The organism is Micromonospora sp. CNZ309 (genome assembly GCF_002846525.1).
The window spans coordinates 3,615,422-3,632,781 of the sequence record NZ_PJNG01000001.1; the positions used below are offsets into that span (position 1 = coordinate 3,615,422).

The following is a 17,360-nucleotide window of genomic DNA, read 5'->3' on the forward strand; positions in this document are numbered from 1 at the left end:
GGCCCCGGCCCGTCCGCTCGCGCGTGCGTCAGGAGCCGGCCCGGAAGTCGTACCGCTCGAACGTCTCCTGGTGGCGGGTGAACCGGTAGGTCGCCCAGTGCATCCGGACCACCGTGCCGTGCTCGTCGCGGGTCAGCCGGAGCAGTTCGCCCGCCTCCCGGCCCGAGAGCGTACGGAACACGTCCGGCCGGTCCGGCAGCGGGACGAAGACCGAGGGGGGCTTGCCCGCCGGATCGTCGGCGCCCCGGGCCCGCAGTTCGCCGCCGTGCCAGGAGAAGACGTACTCGAAACCCTCCCCCCACCAGCGGCCGAGCAGCCCGCGTACGCCTTCGGGGGCGGGCGGGCCCGGCTGCCACGGCGTGATGTCGGCGGGATCGTGCTCGACCGCGGCGGCCAGCAGCCGGTGCGGCAGGTCGAGGACCTCGCCGGCGGTGCCGGAGGAGCCCAGCACGGCGACCCCCATCGCGCCGGGGGTGCCGTCCCCGCCCCGCCGGCCGTAGACGCCGGCCAGGAATCCGGGCATCGCGCCGTCGTGGCCGACATGCATGATCCGCTTGCCCTGCGGCACCAGGATCAGCCCCAGCCCGAACCCGCCGGCCCAGAGCGTCTCGTCGGTGACCGTCGCCGGCCAGCGCATCTCGTCGAGCGTCGCCGGGGCGAGCACGGCGCCCGCCGGGTCCAGCGCCGCCGGATCGGCGAGGAAGGCCGCCCAACGGGCCATGTCCGAGGCGGTGCTCCAGAGCTGCGCCGCCGGGCCGACCGCCCCGAAGTCGGTCGGCGGCTCGGGGTGCGCCTCGTCGGAGTAGGCGTCGACCAGGAACCCCGTCGCGGCGTCCGGCCCGGGCGTCACCGAGGTCCCGGCCAGCCCCAGCGGCGTCAGCACCCGCTCGGCGAGCACCTCCGCCCAGGTGCCGCCCCGCAGGTGGCCGACGAGCCGGCCGAGCAGCGCCATGCCGAGGTTCGAGTAGTGGTAGCGGCGCCCCGGGGGCAGCACCCGCTCGGCCCGGGCCAGGTCGGCGACCAGCCCGTCGACGTCGGGCGCGCGCAGGGTGTCCCAGACGTCGCCGTACGGCTCCCGTTGCAGGCCGGCGGTGTGCGACAGCAGCCGGCGTACGGTCAGCCCGCCGTGGGCCGGCAGGTCCAGGTGCCGGTCCAGCGGGTCGTCGAGGTCGAGCAGGCCGTCGTCGCGGCACTGGAGGGTCAGCACGGCGGTGAACGTCTTCGTGACCGACCCGATCCGGAACCGGGTGCCCGGCCCCAGCTCGGTGTCGTTGCCGGTCCCGCCGACGGCGCACGTCCAGAGCGGGCGGTCCGCCCGGTGCAGGGCCGCCGACACCGCCGGCACCCGGGCCTGCGCCTGGACCGTCCGCACCATCCGCGACAGGCGGTCGTCGACCCCCGTCACGCGAGGTTCCGGGCCAGCATGGGGCCCAGCGGCGCCCCGCCGAGCACGTGCGCGTGCACGTGGAACACCTCCTGGCCGCCGTACGCGCCGGTGTTGAACATCAGCCGGAAGCCGTCGCCGAGCAGCCCCTCGTCCTCGGCCACCGCGGCGGCCGTGGCGAGCACCTCCCCGGCGAGCGCCGGGGCGCCCTGGGCGAGCGTCGCCACGTCGGCGTAGTGCTCCTTCGGGATGACCAGCACGTGCACCGGCGCCTTCGGGTCGATGTCGCGGAAGGCGAGCGTGGTGGCGGTTTCCCGGACGATCGTGGCCGGGATCTCCCCGGCGACGATGCGGCAGAACAGGCAGTCGGTTCCCATCGGGGCAGTGTAAGGAAGGACACGCCGCCGACGCCCCGGTGGCGGGTTCCCCGCCGCCCTCCGGCGGCGGGACACCTCACGGCTCGCGGGGCGGGTTCCCTCGGCGCGGGCGGGGCGTGGCGGTCGGGCATGATGGCCGGCGTGACTTCACGGGCGGTACTGGTGACGGGGGCCTCGCGCGGCATCGGGCGGGCGGTGGCGACCGCGTTCGCGGCGGGCGGCGACCGGGTGGCGATCCACCACCGGGACTCCGCGGAGCTGGCCGAGGGGCTGCGCGCCGAACTGCCCGGCGAGGGGCACGTCGTCGTCCGCGCCGACCTGACCGACCCGGACGCCGTACGGGCCATGGTCGACGAGGCGGCCGGCCTCCTGGGCGGGCTGGACGTGCTGGTCAACAACGCCGGCGTGTACGGCGAGCGGGACGCCCCGCACCCGGTCTTCGGCGCCTCCTACGAGCAGTGGCGCGCGCAGTGGCGGCAGGTGCTGGAGACCAACCTCACCGGCGCCGGCAACGTCATCTGGTGCGCCGCTCAGCACATGCGCGACCGGGGCGGCCGGATCGTCAACGTCTCCTCCCGGGGAGCCTTCCGGGGCGAGCCGGAGCAGCCCGCGTACGGGGCGAGCAAGGCGGGGCTGAACGCGCTGGGCCAGTCGCTGGCGGTGGCCCTCGCCCCGTACGGCATCACGGTCGCCACGGTCGCCCCCGGCTTCGTGGAGACCGACATGACCACCGGACACCTGAGCGGGGAGCGGGGCGCCGCGATCCGGGCGCAGAGCCCGTTCAACCGGGTGGCCCGCCCCGAGGAGATCGCCGCCGCCGTGCACTGGCTCGCGTCCCCGCAGGCGGAGTGGGCCTCCGGCACCATCGTCGACCTCAACGGCGCGTCCTACCTGCGTAGCTGACCCGCTCCGTCCCTCAACGAACTCCCAGCGTGGCGGGGGTGACGGTGGGCACTGCCGGGGTAAGGGTTGCCGGCATGACGGACAGCGTGCTGGACCTCACCGACGACTACCAGGTGGTCGACGGTCACGACGACGATCCCGTACTGCTGCGCCCGGACGGCAGCCCGGTGGACACCTGGCGGGAGGACTACCCGTACGACGAGCGGATGGCGCGCACGGAGTACGACCACCACAAGCGGCTGCTCCAGATCGAGCTGCTGAAGCTCCAGGACTGGATCCGGGAGTCCGGCGAGCGTCTCGTGATCCTCTTCGAGGGGCGCGACGCGGCCGGCAAGGGCGGAACGATCAAGCGCTTCATGGAGCACCTCAATCCGCGCGGCGCGTCGGTGGTGGCCCTGGCCAAGCCGAACGAACGGGAGTCCACCCAGTGGTACTTCCAGCGGTGGCTCGGGCACCTGCCGGCGGCCGGCGAGATCGTGCTGTTCGACCGGTCCTGGTACAACCGCGCCGGGGTGGAGCGGGTGATGGGCTTCTGCACCCGCAAGGAGTACCTCGAGTTCCTACGCCAGGCCCCCGAACTGGAGAGGATGCTGGTGCGTTCCGGCATCCGCCTGGTCAAGTTCTGGTTCTCGGTGTCCCAGAACGAACAGCGCACCCGGTTCGCCGTCCGCCAGGTCGACCCGGTGCGGCAGTGGAAGCTCTCCGACATGGACATCGCCTCGCTCGACAAGTGGGACGAGTACACCGAGGCCAAGGAGGCGATGTTCTTCTACACCGACACCGCCGACGCCCCGTGGACGGTGGTGAAGAGCAACGACAAGAAGCGGGCCCGGATCGAGGCGATGCGCCACGTGCTGAGCCGCTTCGACTACACCGACAAGGACCACGAGGTGGTCGGCGTCCCGGACCCGCGGATCATCGGCCCGGCCGGGCTGGACCTGGACCCGGAGGAACAGCCGGTGCACGTCTTTCCCAGGCTCTGACCCCCGCCGGGCGCTCGCCCCGACCATGCGGGACGCGATGCGCCGGCGACGGTCACCGACGGGGCCCGCACCGCTGGTGACCGACCCCGTCGGGTCGGGTGCCGCCGTGGGTCACCAGTGGCCGAGGCGGGTGGCCAGGACGCTGAGGGCGGCCACCCCGGCGGTCGACGTACGCAGCACCGAGGGCCCCAGCCGCACCGGCCGGGCGCCGGCCCCGGTGAAGGCGGTCAGCTCGGCCGGGGCGATGCCGCCCTCCGGGCCGACGACCAGCACGACCTCACCGGCGGCGGGCAGCTCGACGGTGGTCAGCCGCTCACTCGCCTCCTCGTGCAGGACGAACGCCGCGGCGGCGCCGGCGATCCGGCGGGCCACCGTCGGGGTGGACTCGTCGGGGGCGCCGGCCACCACCGGCAGCCACGACCGGCGGGCCTGCTTCGCCGCCTCCCGGGCCGTCGCCACCCACTTCTCCCGGGCCCGGGCGCCCCGGTCGCCGCGCCACTGCGCCACCGAGCGGGACGCCGCCCAGGGCACGATCTCGTCCACCCCGACCTCGGTCATCGCCTGCACGGCCAGTTCGCCCCGGTCGCCCTTGGCGATGCCCTGCACCACCACGAGCCGGGGGACGGACGCGTCGACGTACCCCCGGGAGACGACGTCGAGTTCGAGGGTGCCCCGGCCGACGGCCGTGACCACCGCGGACGCGGTGCCGCCCCGGCCGTCGGCGAGCAGCAGTTCCTCGCCGACGCGCAGCCGTTGCACGGTGGCGGCGTGGTGGCCCTCGGGGCCGCCCAGGGTGAGCTGGTCGGCGGTGGGCAGCGACTCGACCAGGAACAGCGGCGCGGACACGACGATCAGGCTAGCCGCCCCGGCAGGCACCGGGGCCACGAGCCCGCAGGAGCCGACGCCACCGGGGCGGGTCGCCGCGGTGGGCGGCGACCCGGTCCCGCGTCAGGCGTGGCCGTTGAAGGCGTCGCGCATCCGGGAGAAGAAGCCGCCCTGCTTGGTGAGCTCGGCGACCTCCTCGCCCCGGGTCTTGGCGAAGTCGCGCAGCATCTTCTCCTGGTCGGCGTCGAGCTTGGTGGGGGTACGCACGTCGAGGTGCACGTAGAGGTCGCCCCGGCCGGTGCCGCGCAGGTGCGGCACGCCCCGCGCGCGCAGCCGCATGGTGCTGCCCGGCTGGGTGCCGGCCTTGACGTCGACCGTCTCCTCGCTGTCCAGCGTCTTGATGGTCAGCCGCGTGCCGAGCGCCGCCGCCGTCATCGGCACCGTGACCCGGCAGTGCAGGTCGTCACCCTTGCGGGAGTAGACGTCGTGCGGCCGCTCGTGGATCTCCACGTAGAGGTCGCCGGCCGTGCCGCCGCCGGGACCGACCTCGCCCTGCTGGGCGAGCCGGATGCGCATGCCGTCCTCGACACCCGCCGGGATCTTGACGGTCAGCGAACGCCGGGTGCGGACCCGGCCGTCGCCGGCGCAGGTCGGGCACGGGTGCGGAATGGTGGTGCCGTAGCCCTGGCAGACCGTGCACGGCCGGGCGGAGACCACCTGACCGAGGAAGGTGCGCTGCACGGACTGCACCTCGCCCCGCCCGGCGCACGCCTCGCAGGTGGCCAGGTGGGTGCCGGCCGCCGTGCCGGCGCCGGAGCACGTGGTGCAGAGCACGGCGGTGTCGACGGTGATCGGCGCCTCGACGCCGAACGCGGTCTCGTGCAGATCCAGCTCCAGGCGCAGGATCGCGTCGGCGCCGGGCCGGGTCCGGGGTCGGGGACCCCGCGAGCCGCCGGCCGCGCCGCCGAAGAACGCGTCCATGATGTCCTGGAAGCCGACGAACGGCCCGGCGCCGCCGGGGCCACCCGGGCCCCCCGCACCCCCGCCCCCGGGGGCGAGCGGGTCGCCGCCCAGGTCGACGATCTGCCGTTTCCGGTCGTCCGAGAGGACCTCGTACGCGGCGTTGATGTCCTTGAACTTCTCCTGGGCCTCCGGATCCGGATTCACGTCCGGGTGGAACTGCCGCGCCAGCTTGCGGTAGGCGCGCTTGATCTCGTCGTCGGAGGCTTCCCGGCTCACCCCGAGAATGCCGTAGTAGTCCCTGGCCACTGCGTTCCGTGTCCTCATGTTCGTCTCGCGTTGCGCCGGTCGGCGGCGGGAGCCGGCCGTCGGCCCTGACTGGTCAGTTCTGGGCCAGCAGCTCGCCCACGTAGCGTGCCACGGCCCGCACCGTGGCGATGGTGCCGGGGTAGTCCATCCGCGTCGGCCCGAGCACACCGAGGCCGCCGACGCTGGTCGTGCCCGGCCCGTAGCCGGTGCTGACCACCGAGGCGGCGCGCAGGTTGTCGATCTCGTTCTCGTCGCCGATCAGCACCCGCGTCGTGCTCGGCTCGGCCTCGCCGATGAGCTTGAGCATGACGACCTCCTCCTCCAGCGCCTCCAGGATGGGGCGCAGGGAGCCCTGGAAGTCGAGCAGGCCACCCCGGGTGAGGTTGGCCGTGCCGGCCAGCGCGATCCGCTCCTCGTGCCGCTCGATCAGCGTCTCCAGCAGCACGGTGGAGAGGGTGGTCATGGCCGGGCGCAGGTGCGGCACCGACTCCTCGACCAGGGCCTGCACCAGCGGCGGGGTCTCCGACAGCCGGGTGCCGACCAGCTTCTCGTTGACCAGCCGGCGCAGGTCGGTGACGTCGTCGGCGGGGATCGGGGCGGGCAGCTCGACCAGCCGCTGCTCGACCCGGCCGGTGTCGGCGATCATGACGAGCATCAGCCGGGTGGTGGAGATCGGCACCAGCTCCAGGTGGCGCACCGAGGAACGGGCCAGGCTCGGGTACTGCACGACGGCGACCTGCCGGGTCAGTTGCGCCAGCAGCCGGACGGTGCGGTGCACCACGTCGTCGAGGTCGACGGCGCCGACCAGGAAGCGCTCGATGGCCCGGCGCTCGGCCGGGCTGAGTGGCTTGACCCGGGACAGCCGGTCCACGAAGAGCCGGTAGCCCCGGTCGGTGGGCACCCGGCCGGCGCTGGTGTGCGGCTGGCGGATGTAGCCCTCCTCCTCCAGCACGGCCATGTCGTTGCGGACGGTCGCCGGCGAGACCCCCAGCTGGTGTCGTTCGACCAGCGCCTTGCTGCCCACGGGCTCCTGCGTGGCGACGTAGTCCTCGACGATCGCGCGCAGCACGGCGAGCTTGCGGTCGTCGAGACCCATCCTCCCCACCTCCTGTCGCACGTCGGCACCGGCACACGCGGGGCCGGGCGGGCTGGTTGCTGGCACTCGACTGTAGCGAGTGCCAGTCTACGTCGGTGGGCCCCCCGACGCGATGATCGACCTGGGGCGATCGGTCCGATCGCCGACCGTGCCGGCCCGCCCGCGGGTGCCCGGGACCGGCCATTCGGACATCCCGACCGGTGTCACGCTGGTGCCGCCTTGCCGGCTGCACCTACCGTGACCTCCATGACCGAACCGCCTCGCCCTCCCGGAGCGGGGGACCCCGGCTTCCCGCCGGACCCGACCGCTCCGTCCGGGGTCCCCGGCCCCGCCGGCTCCGACGAATCCACCGCTCCACTGTCCGGGGCACCGGGCCCGGGCAGCTATCCCCCGCCCGGTGGCTATCCGCCGCCCACCGGTGACCAGCCGCCGTCGGGCGGCTACCCCCCGCCCGGCGACCATCCGCTGCCCGGCGACCATCCGCTGCCCGGCGACCTTCCCCCGCCCGGTGGTCAGCCGCCGCCCGGGGCCGGCTATCCGCCGCCCGGTGGCTTCCCGCCGCCCGGGGCCGGGTATCCCGGTGGGGGTGGCTACGGTGCGCCGACGGGCGGCTACGCCAGCAACGACGACAAGAACTGGGCCCTCATCGCCCACTTCGGCGGCGCGGCCGGCGTGATCGTCGGCGGCGGCCTGCTCGGCTGGTTGGCGCCGCTGATCGCGCTGATGGTCCGGGGGCAGCAGTCCCCGACCGCCCGGGCGCACGCCGTCGCGGCGCTGAACTTCCAGCTCACCTGGACGATCGTCGGGGTGCTGAGCTGGGTGGTCACGCTGATCACCTGCGGGGTGCTGTTCTTCGTTCCGATGCTCGTCTGGCTGGTGCCGCTGATCTTCGGCATCGTCGGCGGGCTCAAGGCCAACGAGGGCGTGCTCTACCGCTACCCGATGACCTACGCCTTCACCAGGTGACCCGGGTCGGCCGCTCCCCCGGCCGGCCCCGGCACGCGGTTCAGGGCAGCAGGTCACGCACGACCGCGTCGGCGAGCAGCCGGCCGCGCAGGGTCAGCACGGCCCGACCGGCCGCGTGCTCGTCGGCGGCCAGCAGCCCGGCGCCGAGGGCCCGCGCGGCACCGGCCCGGCCGGCCTCGTCCAGGGCGTCCAGCGGCAGCCCGGAAGCGAGGCGCAGCCGGAGCATGACGTCCTCCATGTGCGCCTCGTCGGCGGTGAGCACCTCGCGGGCCAGGCCGGGCGAGCCGCCCGCCGCCAGCCGCTTCGCGTACGTCGTGGGGTGCTTGACGTTCCACCAGCGCACGCCGCCGACGTGGCTGTGCGCGCCCGGGCCGAGACCCCACCAGTCGGCGCCGGTCCAGTAGAGCAGGTTGTGCCGGCACCGGGCCGCCTCGTCGCGGGCCCAGTTCGACACCTCGTACCAGGAGAGACCGGCCGCGCCGAGGGCGGCCTCCGCGGCGAGGTAGCGGTCCGCGGCGACGTCGTCGGAGGGGTACGGCAGCTCGCCGCGCCGCATCCGCGTGGCCAGCCGGGTGCCGTCCTCCACGATCAGGGCGTACGCGCTGACGTGGTCCACCCCGGCGGCGACGACCTGGTCGAGGGAGGCGGCGAAGTCGGCCTCGCTCTCCCCCGGCGTGCCGTAGATCAGGTCCAGGTTGACGTGGTCGAACCCGGCGTCGCGGGCCTCGCGGGCGGCGGCGACGGCCCGGCCGGCGCTGTGCGTGCGGTCCAGGATCGCCAGCACCCCCGGCGCGGCGGACTGCATGCCCAGCGAGATCCGGGTGTAGCCGGCGGCCCGCAGCGCCTTCAGCGACTCGGGCGTGACCGACTCCGGGTTGGCCTCGGTGGTCACCTCGGCGCCGGGCGCGAGCCCCCAGGTGCGGTCGATGCCGTCGAGGATCCGGGCCAGGTCGTCGGCGGGGAGCAGGGTCGGGGTGCCACCGCCGACGAACACGGTGTCGACCCGGGGCGGCGGGGCGTCGCCCAGCACCCGGCGGGCCAGCGCCAGCTCGGCCAGCACGGTGTCGGCGTACTCCTCCCGGCTGGCCCCGCCGCCCAGTTCGGCGGCGGTGTACGTGTTGAAGTCGCAGTAGCCGCAGCGGCTGGCGCAGAACGGCACGTGCACGTACACGCCGAAGCCGCGCGCGCCGACGGCACGGGTGGCGGTGGCGGGCAGCGACCCGTCGACGGGGACGGTTTCGCCTTCTGGAAGGACGCCGGGCATGGCCACTAGTGTGCCCTTCCATGACCTCTCCCGACGTGTTCGTACGGGCCGCCACGGCCCGTGGGGTGACCACGCTCACCCTGGACAGCCCGCACAACCGCAACGCGCTCTCCACACCGCTGATGACCCAGCTGCTGGCCGGGCTCGCCGAGGCGGTCGCCGACGACGCCGTACGCGTGGTCGTGCTGGACCACACGGGCCCGGTCTTCTGCTCCGGCGCCGACCTGAAGGAGACCGCCGCCGCGTACGCCAGCGGGACCGTGCCGGCCGGGATGCTCGGCGACGTGCTCGCGGCGGTCTGGGAGTGCCCGAAACCGGTGGTGGCGAAGGTGGCCGGCCCGGCCCGGGCCGGCGGCCTGGGGCTGATCGCGGCGGCCGACCTGGCGGTCTGCGCGCGGGAGGCGACGTTCGCCTTCACCGAGGTGCGGATCGGCGTGGTGCCGGCGGTCATCTCCGCGACCGTGCTGCCCCGGCTGCACCCCCGCGCGGCGGCCGAGCTCTACCTGACCGGCGACACCTTCGACGGCCGGCGGGCCGCCGAGATCGGCCTGGTCACCGCCGCCGTGCCGGCGGACGGGCTGGACGCGGCGGTTGCGGGGTACTGCGACTCTCTGGTGCGGGGGGCACCGGGCGCGCTGGCCGGGGCGAAGCAGTTGCTGCGCCGCCCGCCCGCCACGGACCTGCGGGCGGAGATCGCCGGGCTGTCCACCCTGTCGACCGGCTACTTCCTGTCGGAGGAGGGACGCGAGGGCGTCCTGGCGTTCCGGGAGAAGCGGCCGGCGCGCTGGGTGCCGACCGACGGCGACACCACGCCGGGTGAGGGGCGGTAGGGCGCGGCCCGCGCTGGCGGGGCCGGCGACGCGCGGGGTGAGGCCGCGCGGGAAACGGGAACGTCCGGACTCCCGGGCCGCCCGGTGGCCGGTGCCAGGCCGGCCGGTCGGGCGGAACCGGTCGGACGACCCGCAAGGCGCCACGGGGGACGTACGCTTGTCGGACTGTCGATCAGGGGGTGTGGGTGCGTACTCGCGCAGTCGTGGCGGGCGGCGTCGTCCTCGTCGTCCTCGCCGTGGTCGGGATCTGGGTCGTCGTCCGGCAGATGGGTGGGCAGTTGCGCCTCCCCCTGGCCAGCCGGACGTGCACGGTGCAGGCGGACGGCCGGGTGAACCTGGACGCCGACCAGATGGCCAACGCGGCGACGATCGCGGCCATCGGCATCCAGCGCAAGATGCCCGAGCGGGCCGTCGTCGTCGCGCTGGCCACCGCCTACCAGGAGTCCGGCCTGCGCAACCTCGCCGGCGGCGACCGCGACTCGGTCGGGCTGTTCCAGCAGCGCCCGAGCCAGGGTTGGGGGACCCCGGAGCAGATCCGCGACCCCCGTTACGCGGCCGGCAAGTTCTACGCCGGGCTCAAGAAGGTGCGCGGCTGGGAGCGGATGCGGGTCACCGACGCGGCGCAGAAGGTGCAGCGCTCGGCCTTCCCCGAGGCGTACCAGAAGTGGGCGGACGAGTCCGAGGTGCTGACCCGGGCCCTCGTCGGGCACGCCACCGGCGCCGTCGCCTGCACGGTGGGCCGCGACCCGGCGATGCGCGGCGAGGCCGCCGCGATCGCGCTGACCCGCGGCCTGGCGCTGGACTGGGGCCTGGCCGGCGCCAGCACCGCGGCGAGCCTGACGGGCCTGACGGTCCCCGCCGCCGACGAGCGTCGGGGCTGGCGGTACGCGCACTGGCTGGTCTCCCACGCCCAGGACCACGGCGTGAAGCGGGTGCGCTTCGGCGACCTGGAGTGGACGGCCCGCGCGGGCACCTGGAACCGGACCGACGACGCCCCGGCCGACGGTCGGGTGGTCGCGGAGGTCTTCGCCGAGGCGTAGTGGCCCTCGATCTCCTTACCGGCAGTCACCGCGCAAACCGGCATTATGGCCGATAAGCCCCGCCGGATCCCCGAGGCGCTGCGTGGCGTAACCGCACTGCTCCCCTGGGTCCGCGCCACGGTCGCATATCGGGCCGGGCAGTACCTCGCCCCGGAACCAGCGCGTTACGATCGGCGGCCTGTGCCAGCAATGGTTTCGCCTCATGGGGAGGGGTACGTCGAGGTGTTCGACTACGGCGACCGGACCGGTTACGAACCGATCAGTGACACCGACCGCAAGGAGTTCCACGAGCAGGGCTTCCTCCTGCTGCGCAACGTGCTGACGGAGGACCACCGGGCGGCGCTGGAGGCGGCGGTGGACCGCGTCTACGCCGAGGAGCAGGCGAAGGGCACCACCACCAAGGACGGCACCCTGCACCTGCTGGGCTTCCTGGAGCGCGACGAGCTCTTCGGCGACCTGCTGACCCACCCGATCGCCTTCCCGTACATGTGGGGCCTGGCCGGCTGGAACATCTACACCCACCACAACCACCTGGACGTCACCCCGCCGGCGGCGGAGCCGGAGAAGCCCTACTGGGGGTGGCACCAGGACGGGTACCGGCAGAACTCCGACCCGGAGACGATGGACCCGAACCTGCCCCGGCCGATGTTCTCGCTGAAGGTGGCCTACGTCCTGTCCGACCTGTCGGAGAAGGGCCGGGGCGCCACGAAGGTGATCCCGGGCAGCCACCTGTGGAACTCGCTGCCCCGCCCGGCGGACACCTCCGTGCACAACCCGGACCCGGAGGGCACGGTGGAGATCACCGCCAACCCCGGTGACGCCTTCATCTTCGACCGCCGCCAGTGGCACTCGCGGTCGACCAACCTGTCGACCATCACCCGCAAGATGCTCTTCGTCGGCTACACCTACCGGTGGATCCGGCCGCTGGACGAGCTGCACATCGACAAGGACGGCGAGTGGTGGGCCAACCGCACGCCGGTGCAGCGCCAGCTCTGCGGTGAGGGCACCCACACCGCCAACTACTGGGGCATCAACTGGGACGGCTACATCGACGACGAGATCCCGCTGCGCAAGGAGCTCAAGCAGCGCGGTCTGCTCGACCGCAGCGTGCCCTGGCTGCGCTGAGCCGCACCCGGCGCGCCCGGGCCGACGCCGGACGGGCCCCCTCCCCCACGGGACAGGGCCCGTCCGTTCGCGTGGGTCGCGCCGGTCAGCCCGGGCCGGCGAGCCGACGGCGTGCCTTCTCCCGGAGCCCTTCCGGCAGGTCGGCGGCGTCGAGCAGCCGGGGCAGCAGCTCCGGCTCCAGGCTCAGGGCCCGGAACACCTCGCCGATCGTCACCCCGTGCGCGGGCCGGTCCACCACCGCGACCGGGTCGCCCGCGCCGACCTCCCCCTCACGCAGCACCCGCAGGTACACCCCGGGCGCCGCCCGCGCCGTGAACCGTTTGATCAGGTCGGGCACGCCCCAGAAGCCGGCGAACGTCCGGCAGGGCGTACGCGGCTTGGTCACCTGGAGCAGCGCCGAGCCGACCGCCCACTGCTCCCCGATCACGGCGCCCGTCACGTCCAGCGCGTGGGTGGTGAGGTTCTCCCCGAAGGCGCCGGGGCCGATGTCGCGGCCCAACTCCCCCGCCCACCAGGCGGCGTCCTCCCCGGCGTACGCGTAGACCGCCTGGTCCGGGCCGCCGTGGTGGGCGCGTTCGCCGATGAAGTCGCCGGCCACCCCGTCGGTACGCAGCAGCGCCGGGCCGTCGACCGGCCGCTTGTCGATGCCGCTGCGGCCGCTCGCGTCGCCCGCCCATTGCGCCTCGGTCACGATGCCGATGTTCACCGAAGCCAGCCTGCCCGTCATGGCGGTCAGCCTAGCCCGCGCGGCCGTCGGCGACTGGGGCGAGGAAGGGCCCCTCGTCGACACGCCCGGCGGCGGCGAGGGACTCCACCTCCCCGGCGCGGCTCAGCCCCTTGACCGCTCCGGCCAGGCCCGGCCCTCGACCGGCTCCGGCGCGGCTCAGCCCTTGACGGCTCCGGCCACCAGCCCGGAGACCATCCGCCGCTGCACCAACAGGAAGAAGACGATCACCGGCAGGGTGAACAGCGTGGAGGCGGCCATCACCGGGCCCCAGGCCGTGTCGTCGCGGCCGAAGAAGAACGTCATCGCGACCGGCAGCGTGTAGCTCTCCTGGTCGTTGATGAAGGTCAGCGCGAAGATCAGCTCGTTCCAGGCGGTGATGAACGAGAAGATGCTCGTGGCCACCAGCCCGGGCGCCACCAGCGGGAAGAGGACCTTGCGGAAGGTCTGCGCCCGGCTGGCCCCGTCGATGGCGGCGGCCTCCTCCAGTTCCTTCGGCACGGCGGCGACGAAGCCCCGCAGCATCCAGACCGCGAACGGCAGCGAGAAGCCGAGGTAGGTGAGGATCAGGCTGGGCAGGGTGTTGTAGAGCCCGAGCCGCTGGATCATCAGGAACAGCGGGATGACCAGCGCCTCCAGCGGGATCATCTGCACCACCAGCAGCATGATCAGGAACGTGGTCCGCAGCTTGAACCGGAACCGGGCCACCGCGGTGGCGGCCAGCAGCGCCACGAGGCCGCTGAGCACCACCGTGGAGACCGCCACCAGCGCGCTGTTGAGGAAGAAGTCGGCGAACGTGACGCCCGGGATCAGGTTGCCGGTGAGGATCTGCCGGTAGTGCTCCAGGGTCGGCTCGCTGGGCACCGGCCGGGGGGTCGACGAGAAGATCTCCGAGCTCGGCTTCAGCGAGGTCGCGATCATCCAGTAGACCGGGAACGCGGCGAAGAGCGCCACCAGCAGCCCCGCGCCGTTGAGGGCGAGCCGCTTCGCGCCCCCGCCGCCTCCGCGTCGCGTCACGCGTCCTCCTCCTGCTTGAGCACCATGCGGACGTAGAGGCCGGTCACCACCAGCAGGATCAGGGTGAGGATCACCGCGATCGCGGCACCGAGGCCGTACTTCGGCGGGGGCGAGAACGCCTCCGCGTACGAGTAGATGGAGAGCATGAACGTCGGCCGGTCCTGGGTGCCGCCGGCCAGCACGAACTGCTGGGTGAAGACCTTGAAGTCCCAGATCGTGGAGAGCACGATCAGGATCCCGAAGACCGGCCGCAGCAGCGGGAAGGTGATCTTCCAGAACACCTTCCACGGTCCGGCCCCGTCGACCCGGGCCGCCTCGTGCAGCTCGCTCGGCACGCTCTTGAGCCCGGCCAGCACGCTGACCGCGATGAACGGGAACGAGTGCCAGACCACCACCAGGGTCAGGATCGAGAAGAACAGCAGGGGCGAGTTGAACCAGCCGTAGCCGGTCCAGTCGCTGCGCCCGAAGAGGCTCTGCGACAGCCCGTCGGGCAGCGCGTTGAACAACCAGGTGACCAGGCCGCTCGTGTCGTCGAAGATCCACTTCCAGACGATCGTGCCGGTCAGCGCCGGGGTGGCCCAGGCGAGCATCACGCAACTGGCCACGAAGGCGGCCATCCGCTTGCCGAGCCGGTTGAGCAGCAGCCCGACCAGGGTGCCCAGCACCATCGTGAGCGCGACGTTGGCCACGGCGAAGAGGACCGTGTTGCGCAGCACCGTCAGGAAGAACGGGTCGCTGAGGATCTCGGCGTAGTTGCCGAGGCCCACCCACGGCCACTCGCGGTCGCCGCGCAACTGTCGGACGTTGTTGAGCTGGTGGAAGGACATCACCACCACCTGGCCGAGCGGCCAGAGCAGCAGCACGCCGATGATCACCAGACAGGGCAGGAGCAGCAGGTAGGGCAGGCGGTCCACCCGGCGACGCCGCCGCGCGGGGGTCTCCCGCGCGGCGGCCGTCTCCGGCGCCTCGGTCAGCGTGGTCACTTGGCGTTGAGGATGCTTTCCATCTCCGCGGCCGCGTCGGCGGTAGCCTTCTCGACCGTCTTCTGACCCTTCATGACCGAGCTGTTCATCGCCTGGGTCACCGTCTTGGTCCGGCTGACCTCGACCCACTTGGGGGTGAGCGGCGTGAGCTTGGTGTTCTGCATCGTGGTGGCGAACGCCGCCATGATCTTGTCGCTGGCGTACTTGTCGCCGCCGACGAGGTCCTTGTAGACCGGGAAGAAGCCGAGGCTGTCGGCGAACGCCTGGTCGTTCTTCTTGTTCAGCAGCACGGTCAGGTAGTCCCAGGCGAGATCCTGCCGCTCGCTGTCCTTCCAGATCGCGACGTCGGAGCCGCCGGCGAAGCCGGGCGCCGCCTTGCCGTCGGGGCCGGGGATCGGGAACGTGCCCCAGACCTTCTCGATCTCCGGGTTGTCCTTCTTGATGGCGCCCTGCTGCCAGCTACCGCCGAAGGCCATCGCCGCCTTGCCGGTGGCGAACTGCGTACGGGCGTCGATCTCGTTCCAGCCCGCGGCGGCCGGCGGGGCCACCTTGTGCACGGTCACCAGGTCGGTCCAGAACTTGACGGCCCTCTGCGCCTCGGGCGTGTTGTAGCCGGACTTCCAGGTGTCGCCCTGCTGCGTCGCGATCTCCGCGCCGGCCCCCCACAGGAACGAGTAGAAGGGCAGCTCGGAGTTGCCGGGCAGGGCGATGCCGTAGGTGCCGGGCTTCTTGGCCTGCACGGTCTTGGCGGCGGAGACCAGCTCCTCCCAGTTCGTCGGCGGCTTCACGCCCGCCTCGGCGAACCAGTCGGTGCGGTAGTACATCCCCCGCACGCCGGCGTACCACGGCACGCCGTACTGCTTGCCGTCGAGCTGGGCGTTCTTGACCAGGTCGGGGAGGATGTCCTTGCCCTCGGTCCAACCGTTCATCCGGTCGGTCACGTCGGCCAGCGCCTCCTGCGCCGCCCAGCCCTGGGTCTCGGTGTTGCCCAGTTCCGTGACGTCCGGCCCTTCGCCACCGGCGAGGGCGGCCTGGAACTTCTTCGGCGCCTCGAGCCAGGGGATGTACTGGACCACCACGTCCGTGTCCGGGTGCTTCTGCCGGAACTCGGTCTCGACGCCGTCGAGGAACTTGGTCTGCGCCTCGCTGCCCTCGCCCATCATCCAGACCGTGAGCTTGCTGTTGTCGGCAGCCTTGTCGTCATCGGAGCCACCGCAACCGGCCAGGACCATCGCGGCCGAGGCCACGACGGCGGTGACCGGGGCCAGCCGCTTCCACCTGTTCACGCCACATCTCCCTCGCGCCGCTTGGCACTAACCTTCTCCGCCGCACCTTAGTAGGAAAAATTCCTTTACGACAGTGGGCGGTCGGCGGAAGAGAGGCGACGGTACCGCAGCGGATCGATCATGCGCGGCCCGGCGCGGGGATGAAACCGGGCGCACCGAGACCATCCGGGCGCACGCGAAACGGGCGCCCGACCTGTGCGGTCGGACGCCCGTCGAGCGGTACGGGGATTACCGGTGGGTGACGCTGCGGCGACGACCCACACCGGCCACCAGGGCCACGGCGATCGCGGCCAGCACGACCTGGACCAGCAGCTCGCCCCAGTCGATGCCAGCGGTCGAAGTGGCGATACCCATCGCCCGAGCCAGCACGGTGCCCAGCAGCGCGGCGCCCACACCGATCAGCATGTGCAGCCACATCGGCATGTTCTGGCGGCCCGGCACGAGCAGGCGACCCAGAGCGCCGACAATGAGACCAACGATGAGCGCGGTGACGATGCCCCAAACGGTGAGCTCCATGTCGCCCTCCTCCTTGAAAGAATCAGTTCCACTGTCCGTGGTGTTCCTGTCGTGACCGCTAAGTTCCCGACCGCCCGAAAATCCAAACCGACTTTCCGGGGCACCGTTCCGATGGGCGCCCGGACCGTACTTCCGGCACCGCCGCGACGACGCTCCGGTCGACCGGAGGCCGGGCGCACGCGCGCCCGGGAACCCCCGCGACGGGACCCGGGCGTACGCGAAACGGGCGCCCGACCTGTGCGGTCGGACGCCCGTCGAGCGGTACGGGGACTACCGGTGGGTGACGCTGCGGCGACGACCCACACCGGCCACCAGGGCCACGGCGATCGCGGCCAGCACGACCTGGACCAGCAGCTCGCCCCAGTCGATGCCAGCGGTCGAAGTGGCGATACCCATCGCCCGAGCCAGCACGGTGCCCAGCAGCGCGGCGCCCACACCGATCAGCATGTGCAGCCACATCGGCATGTTCTGGCGGCCCGGCACGAGCAGGCGACCCAGAGCGCCGACGATAAGACCAACGATGAGCGCGGTGACGATGCCCCAAACGGTGAGCTCCACGTCGCCCTCCTCCTTCTAAAAGAATCAGTTCCCACTGTCCGTGGTGTTCCTGTCGTGACCGCTAAGTTCCCGACCCGCCAAAAACCCAAACCGGTTCGACCGAGGAGGACGACGTCGCACGTCAATGGCGCACCGCGCGCCGAATGGCCCCGGGCGATCATCCGCGCAGGTCGCGCCCTTGCCTGCGGTGAGTTGCGGCGGGGCCGTAGGGGCC

18 protein-coding genes are annotated in these 17,360 nt (G+C 72.9%); 6 read left to right on the forward strand and 12 right to left on the reverse strand.

The genetic code is table 11. The features are described from left to right. Nucleotides 1-28 precede the first annotated feature (28 nt). Both CLT72_RS14755 and CLT72_RS14760 read right to left on the reverse strand, forming a co-directional pair. The gene (locus CLT72_RS14755) at nucleotides 29-1,405 is read right to left on the reverse strand and encodes a serine hydrolase domain-containing protein (protein ID WP_101412359.1); all 1,377 of its coding nucleotides are present in this window, start codon (nucleotides 1,403-1,405) and stop codon (nucleotides 29-31) included. After that, nucleotides 1,402-1,761 carry a histidine triad nucleotide-binding protein gene (locus CLT72_RS14760; protein ID WP_101412360.1) on the reverse strand — a complete coding sequence of 120 codons (360 nt, stop codon included), beginning with the start codon at nucleotides 1,759-1,761 and terminating at the stop codon, nucleotides 1,402-1,404. The genes CLT72_RS14755 and CLT72_RS14760 overlap by 4 nt, the downstream gene beginning before the upstream one ends. Before the next feature lie 141 nt (nucleotides 1,762-1,902). On the opposite strand from CLT72_RS14760, the gene CLT72_RS14765 reads away from it, so the two are divergent. Both CLT72_RS14765 and ppk2 read left to right on the forward strand, forming a co-directional pair. Then, nucleotides 1,903-2,664: an SDR family NAD(P)-dependent oxidoreductase gene (locus CLT72_RS14765; protein ID WP_101415172.1), complete on the forward strand. Its 762-nt coding sequence runs from the start codon at nucleotides 1,903-1,905 to the stop codon at nucleotides 2,662-2,664. Between the two features lie 74 nt (nucleotides 2,665-2,738). After that, nucleotides 2,739-3,647: a polyphosphate kinase 2 gene (gene ppk2, locus CLT72_RS14770; RefSeq protein ID WP_101412361.1), complete on the forward strand. Its 909-nt coding sequence runs from the start codon at nucleotides 2,739-2,741 to the stop codon at nucleotides 3,645-3,647. Nucleotides 3,648-3,758: 111 nt separating this feature from the next. Here the strand turns inward: ppk2 and CLT72_RS14775 are convergent, their stop codons facing one another. The 3 genes from CLT72_RS14775 to hrcA all read right to left on the reverse strand — a co-directional run bounded on the left by CLT72_RS14775 (nucleotide 3,759) and on the right by hrcA (nucleotide 6,837). Next, nucleotides 3,759-4,493, reverse strand: a complete 735-nt coding sequence (locus tag CLT72_RS14775) for a 16S rRNA (uracil(1498)-N(3))-methyltransferase (protein ID WP_101412362.1) — start codon at nucleotides 4,491-4,493, stop codon at nucleotides 3,759-3,761. Nucleotides 4,494-4,595: 102 nt separating this feature from the next. Then, nucleotides 4,596-5,741, reverse strand: coding sequence for a molecular chaperone DnaJ (gene dnaJ / locus CLT72_RS14780; RefSeq protein WP_172896642.1), 1,146 nt, complete (start codon nucleotides 5,739-5,741; stop codon nucleotides 4,596-4,598). Between the two features lie 73 nt (nucleotides 5,742-5,814). Beyond that, nucleotides 5,815-6,837, reverse strand: coding sequence for a heat-inducible transcriptional repressor HrcA (gene hrcA / locus CLT72_RS14785; protein WP_101412363.1), 1,023 nt, complete (start codon nucleotides 6,835-6,837; stop codon nucleotides 5,815-5,817). Nucleotides 6,838-7,083: 246 nt separating this feature from the next. Between hrcA and CLT72_RS14790 the strand changes: the two genes are divergently transcribed. Further along, a complete protein-coding gene (locus CLT72_RS14790; RefSeq protein WP_101412364.1) occupies nucleotides 7,084-7,803 on the forward strand; it encodes a DUF4870 domain-containing protein in 720 nt (239 codons plus the stop codon). Nucleotides 7,804-7,843: 40 nt separating this feature from the next. Here the strand turns inward: CLT72_RS14790 and hemW are convergent, their stop codons facing one another. Then, complete coding sequence (gene hemW, locus CLT72_RS14795) at nucleotides 7,844-9,067, reverse strand: radical SAM family heme chaperone HemW (protein ID WP_101415173.1); 1,224 nt, start codon at nucleotides 9,065-9,067, stop codon at nucleotides 7,844-7,846. A 20-nt stretch (nucleotides 9,068-9,087) separates the two neighbouring features. Between hemW and CLT72_RS14800 the strand changes: the two genes are divergently transcribed. The 3 genes from CLT72_RS14800 to CLT72_RS14810 all read left to right on the forward strand — a co-directional run bounded on the left by CLT72_RS14800 (nucleotide 9,088) and on the right by CLT72_RS14810 (nucleotide 12,062). After that, a complete protein-coding gene (locus CLT72_RS14800; protein WP_101412365.1) occupies nucleotides 9,088-9,897 on the forward strand; it encodes an enoyl-CoA hydratase-related protein in 810 nt (269 codons plus the stop codon). A 179-nt stretch (nucleotides 9,898-10,076) separates the two neighbouring features. Next, nucleotides 10,077-10,937 (forward strand): hypothetical protein, encoded by an 861-nt coding sequence (locus CLT72_RS14805; protein WP_101412366.1) that lies wholly within the window; start codon nucleotides 10,077-10,079, stop codon nucleotides 10,935-10,937. Between the two features lie 189 nt (nucleotides 10,938-11,126). After that, a complete protein-coding gene (locus CLT72_RS14810) occupies nucleotides 11,127-12,062 on the forward strand; it encodes a phytanoyl-CoA dioxygenase family protein (protein ID WP_101412367.1) in 936 nt (311 codons plus the stop codon). Nucleotides 12,063-12,147: 85 nt separating this feature from the next. Here the strand turns inward: CLT72_RS14810 and CLT72_RS14815 are convergent, their stop codons facing one another. From CLT72_RS14815 to CLT72_RS14840, 6 genes are all read right to left on the reverse strand, one after another. After that, a complete protein-coding gene (locus CLT72_RS14815; RefSeq protein ID WP_101412368.1) occupies nucleotides 12,148-12,789 on the reverse strand; it encodes an MOSC domain-containing protein in 642 nt (213 codons plus the stop codon). Nucleotides 12,790-12,945: 156 nt separating this feature from the next. Further along, nucleotides 12,946-13,803: a carbohydrate ABC transporter permease gene (locus CLT72_RS14820; RefSeq protein ID WP_101412369.1), complete on the reverse strand. Its 858-nt coding sequence runs from the start codon at nucleotides 13,801-13,803 to the stop codon at nucleotides 12,946-12,948. Next, a complete protein-coding gene (locus CLT72_RS14825) occupies nucleotides 13,800-14,786 on the reverse strand; it encodes a carbohydrate ABC transporter permease (RefSeq protein WP_101412370.1) in 987 nt (328 codons plus the stop codon). Before CLT72_RS14825 ends, CLT72_RS14820 begins: the two co-directional genes overlap by 4 nt. Next, a complete protein-coding gene (locus CLT72_RS14830; RefSeq protein ID WP_101412371.1) occupies nucleotides 14,783-16,072 on the reverse strand; it encodes a sugar ABC transporter substrate-binding protein in 1,290 nt (429 codons plus the stop codon). The genes CLT72_RS14825 and CLT72_RS14830 overlap by 4 nt, the downstream gene beginning before the upstream one ends. A gap of 228 nt (nucleotides 16,073-16,300) precedes the next feature. After that, complete coding sequence (locus CLT72_RS14835; RefSeq protein ID WP_088998878.1) at nucleotides 16,301-16,588, reverse strand: GlsB/YeaQ/YmgE family stress response membrane protein; 288 nt, start codon at nucleotides 16,586-16,588, stop codon at nucleotides 16,301-16,303. A gap of 270 nt (nucleotides 16,589-16,858) precedes the next feature. Then, nucleotides 16,859-17,146: a GlsB/YeaQ/YmgE family stress response membrane protein gene (locus CLT72_RS14840; RefSeq protein ID WP_088998878.1), complete on the reverse strand. Its 288-nt coding sequence runs from the start codon at nucleotides 17,144-17,146 to the stop codon at nucleotides 16,859-16,861. Nucleotides 17,147-17,360 lie beyond the last annotated feature (214 nt).

Excerpts from the sequence above, each read along its gene's own strand:
- CLT72_RS14760 (WP_101412360.1), bottom strand. The coding sequence starts at position 1,761 with ATGGGAACCGACTGCCTGTTCTGCCGCATCGTCGCCGGGGAGATCCCG.
- ppk2 (WP_101412361.1), top strand. The coding sequence starts at position 2,739 with ATGACGGACAGCGTGCTGGACCTCACCGACGACTACCAGGTGGTCGAC.
- hrcA (WP_101412363.1), bottom strand. The coding sequence starts at position 6,837 with ATGGGTCTCGACGACCGCAAGCTCGCCGTGCTGCGCGCGATCGTCGAG.
- CLT72_RS14790 (WP_101412364.1), top strand. The coding sequence starts at position 7,084 with ATGACCGAACCGCCTCGCCCTCCCGGAGCGGGGGACCCCGGCTTCCCG.
- hemW (WP_101415173.1), bottom strand. The coding sequence starts at position 9,067 with ATGCCCGGCGTCCTTCCAGAAGGCGAAACCGTCCCCGTCGACGGGTCG.
- CLT72_RS14800 (WP_101412365.1), top strand. The coding sequence starts at position 9,088 with ATGACCTCTCCCGACGTGTTCGTACGGGCCGCCACGGCCCGTGGGGTG.
- CLT72_RS14810 (WP_101412367.1), top strand. The coding sequence starts at position 11,127 with ATGGTTTCGCCTCATGGGGAGGGGTACGTCGAGGTGTTCGACTACGGC.
- CLT72_RS14815 (WP_101412368.1), bottom strand. The coding sequence starts at position 12,789 with ATGACGGGCAGGCTGGCTTCGGTGAACATCGGCATCGTGACCGAGGCG.
- CLT72_RS14835 (WP_088998878.1), bottom strand. The coding sequence starts at position 16,588 with ATGGAGCTCACCGTTTGGGGCATCGTCACCGCGCTCATCGTTGGTCTC.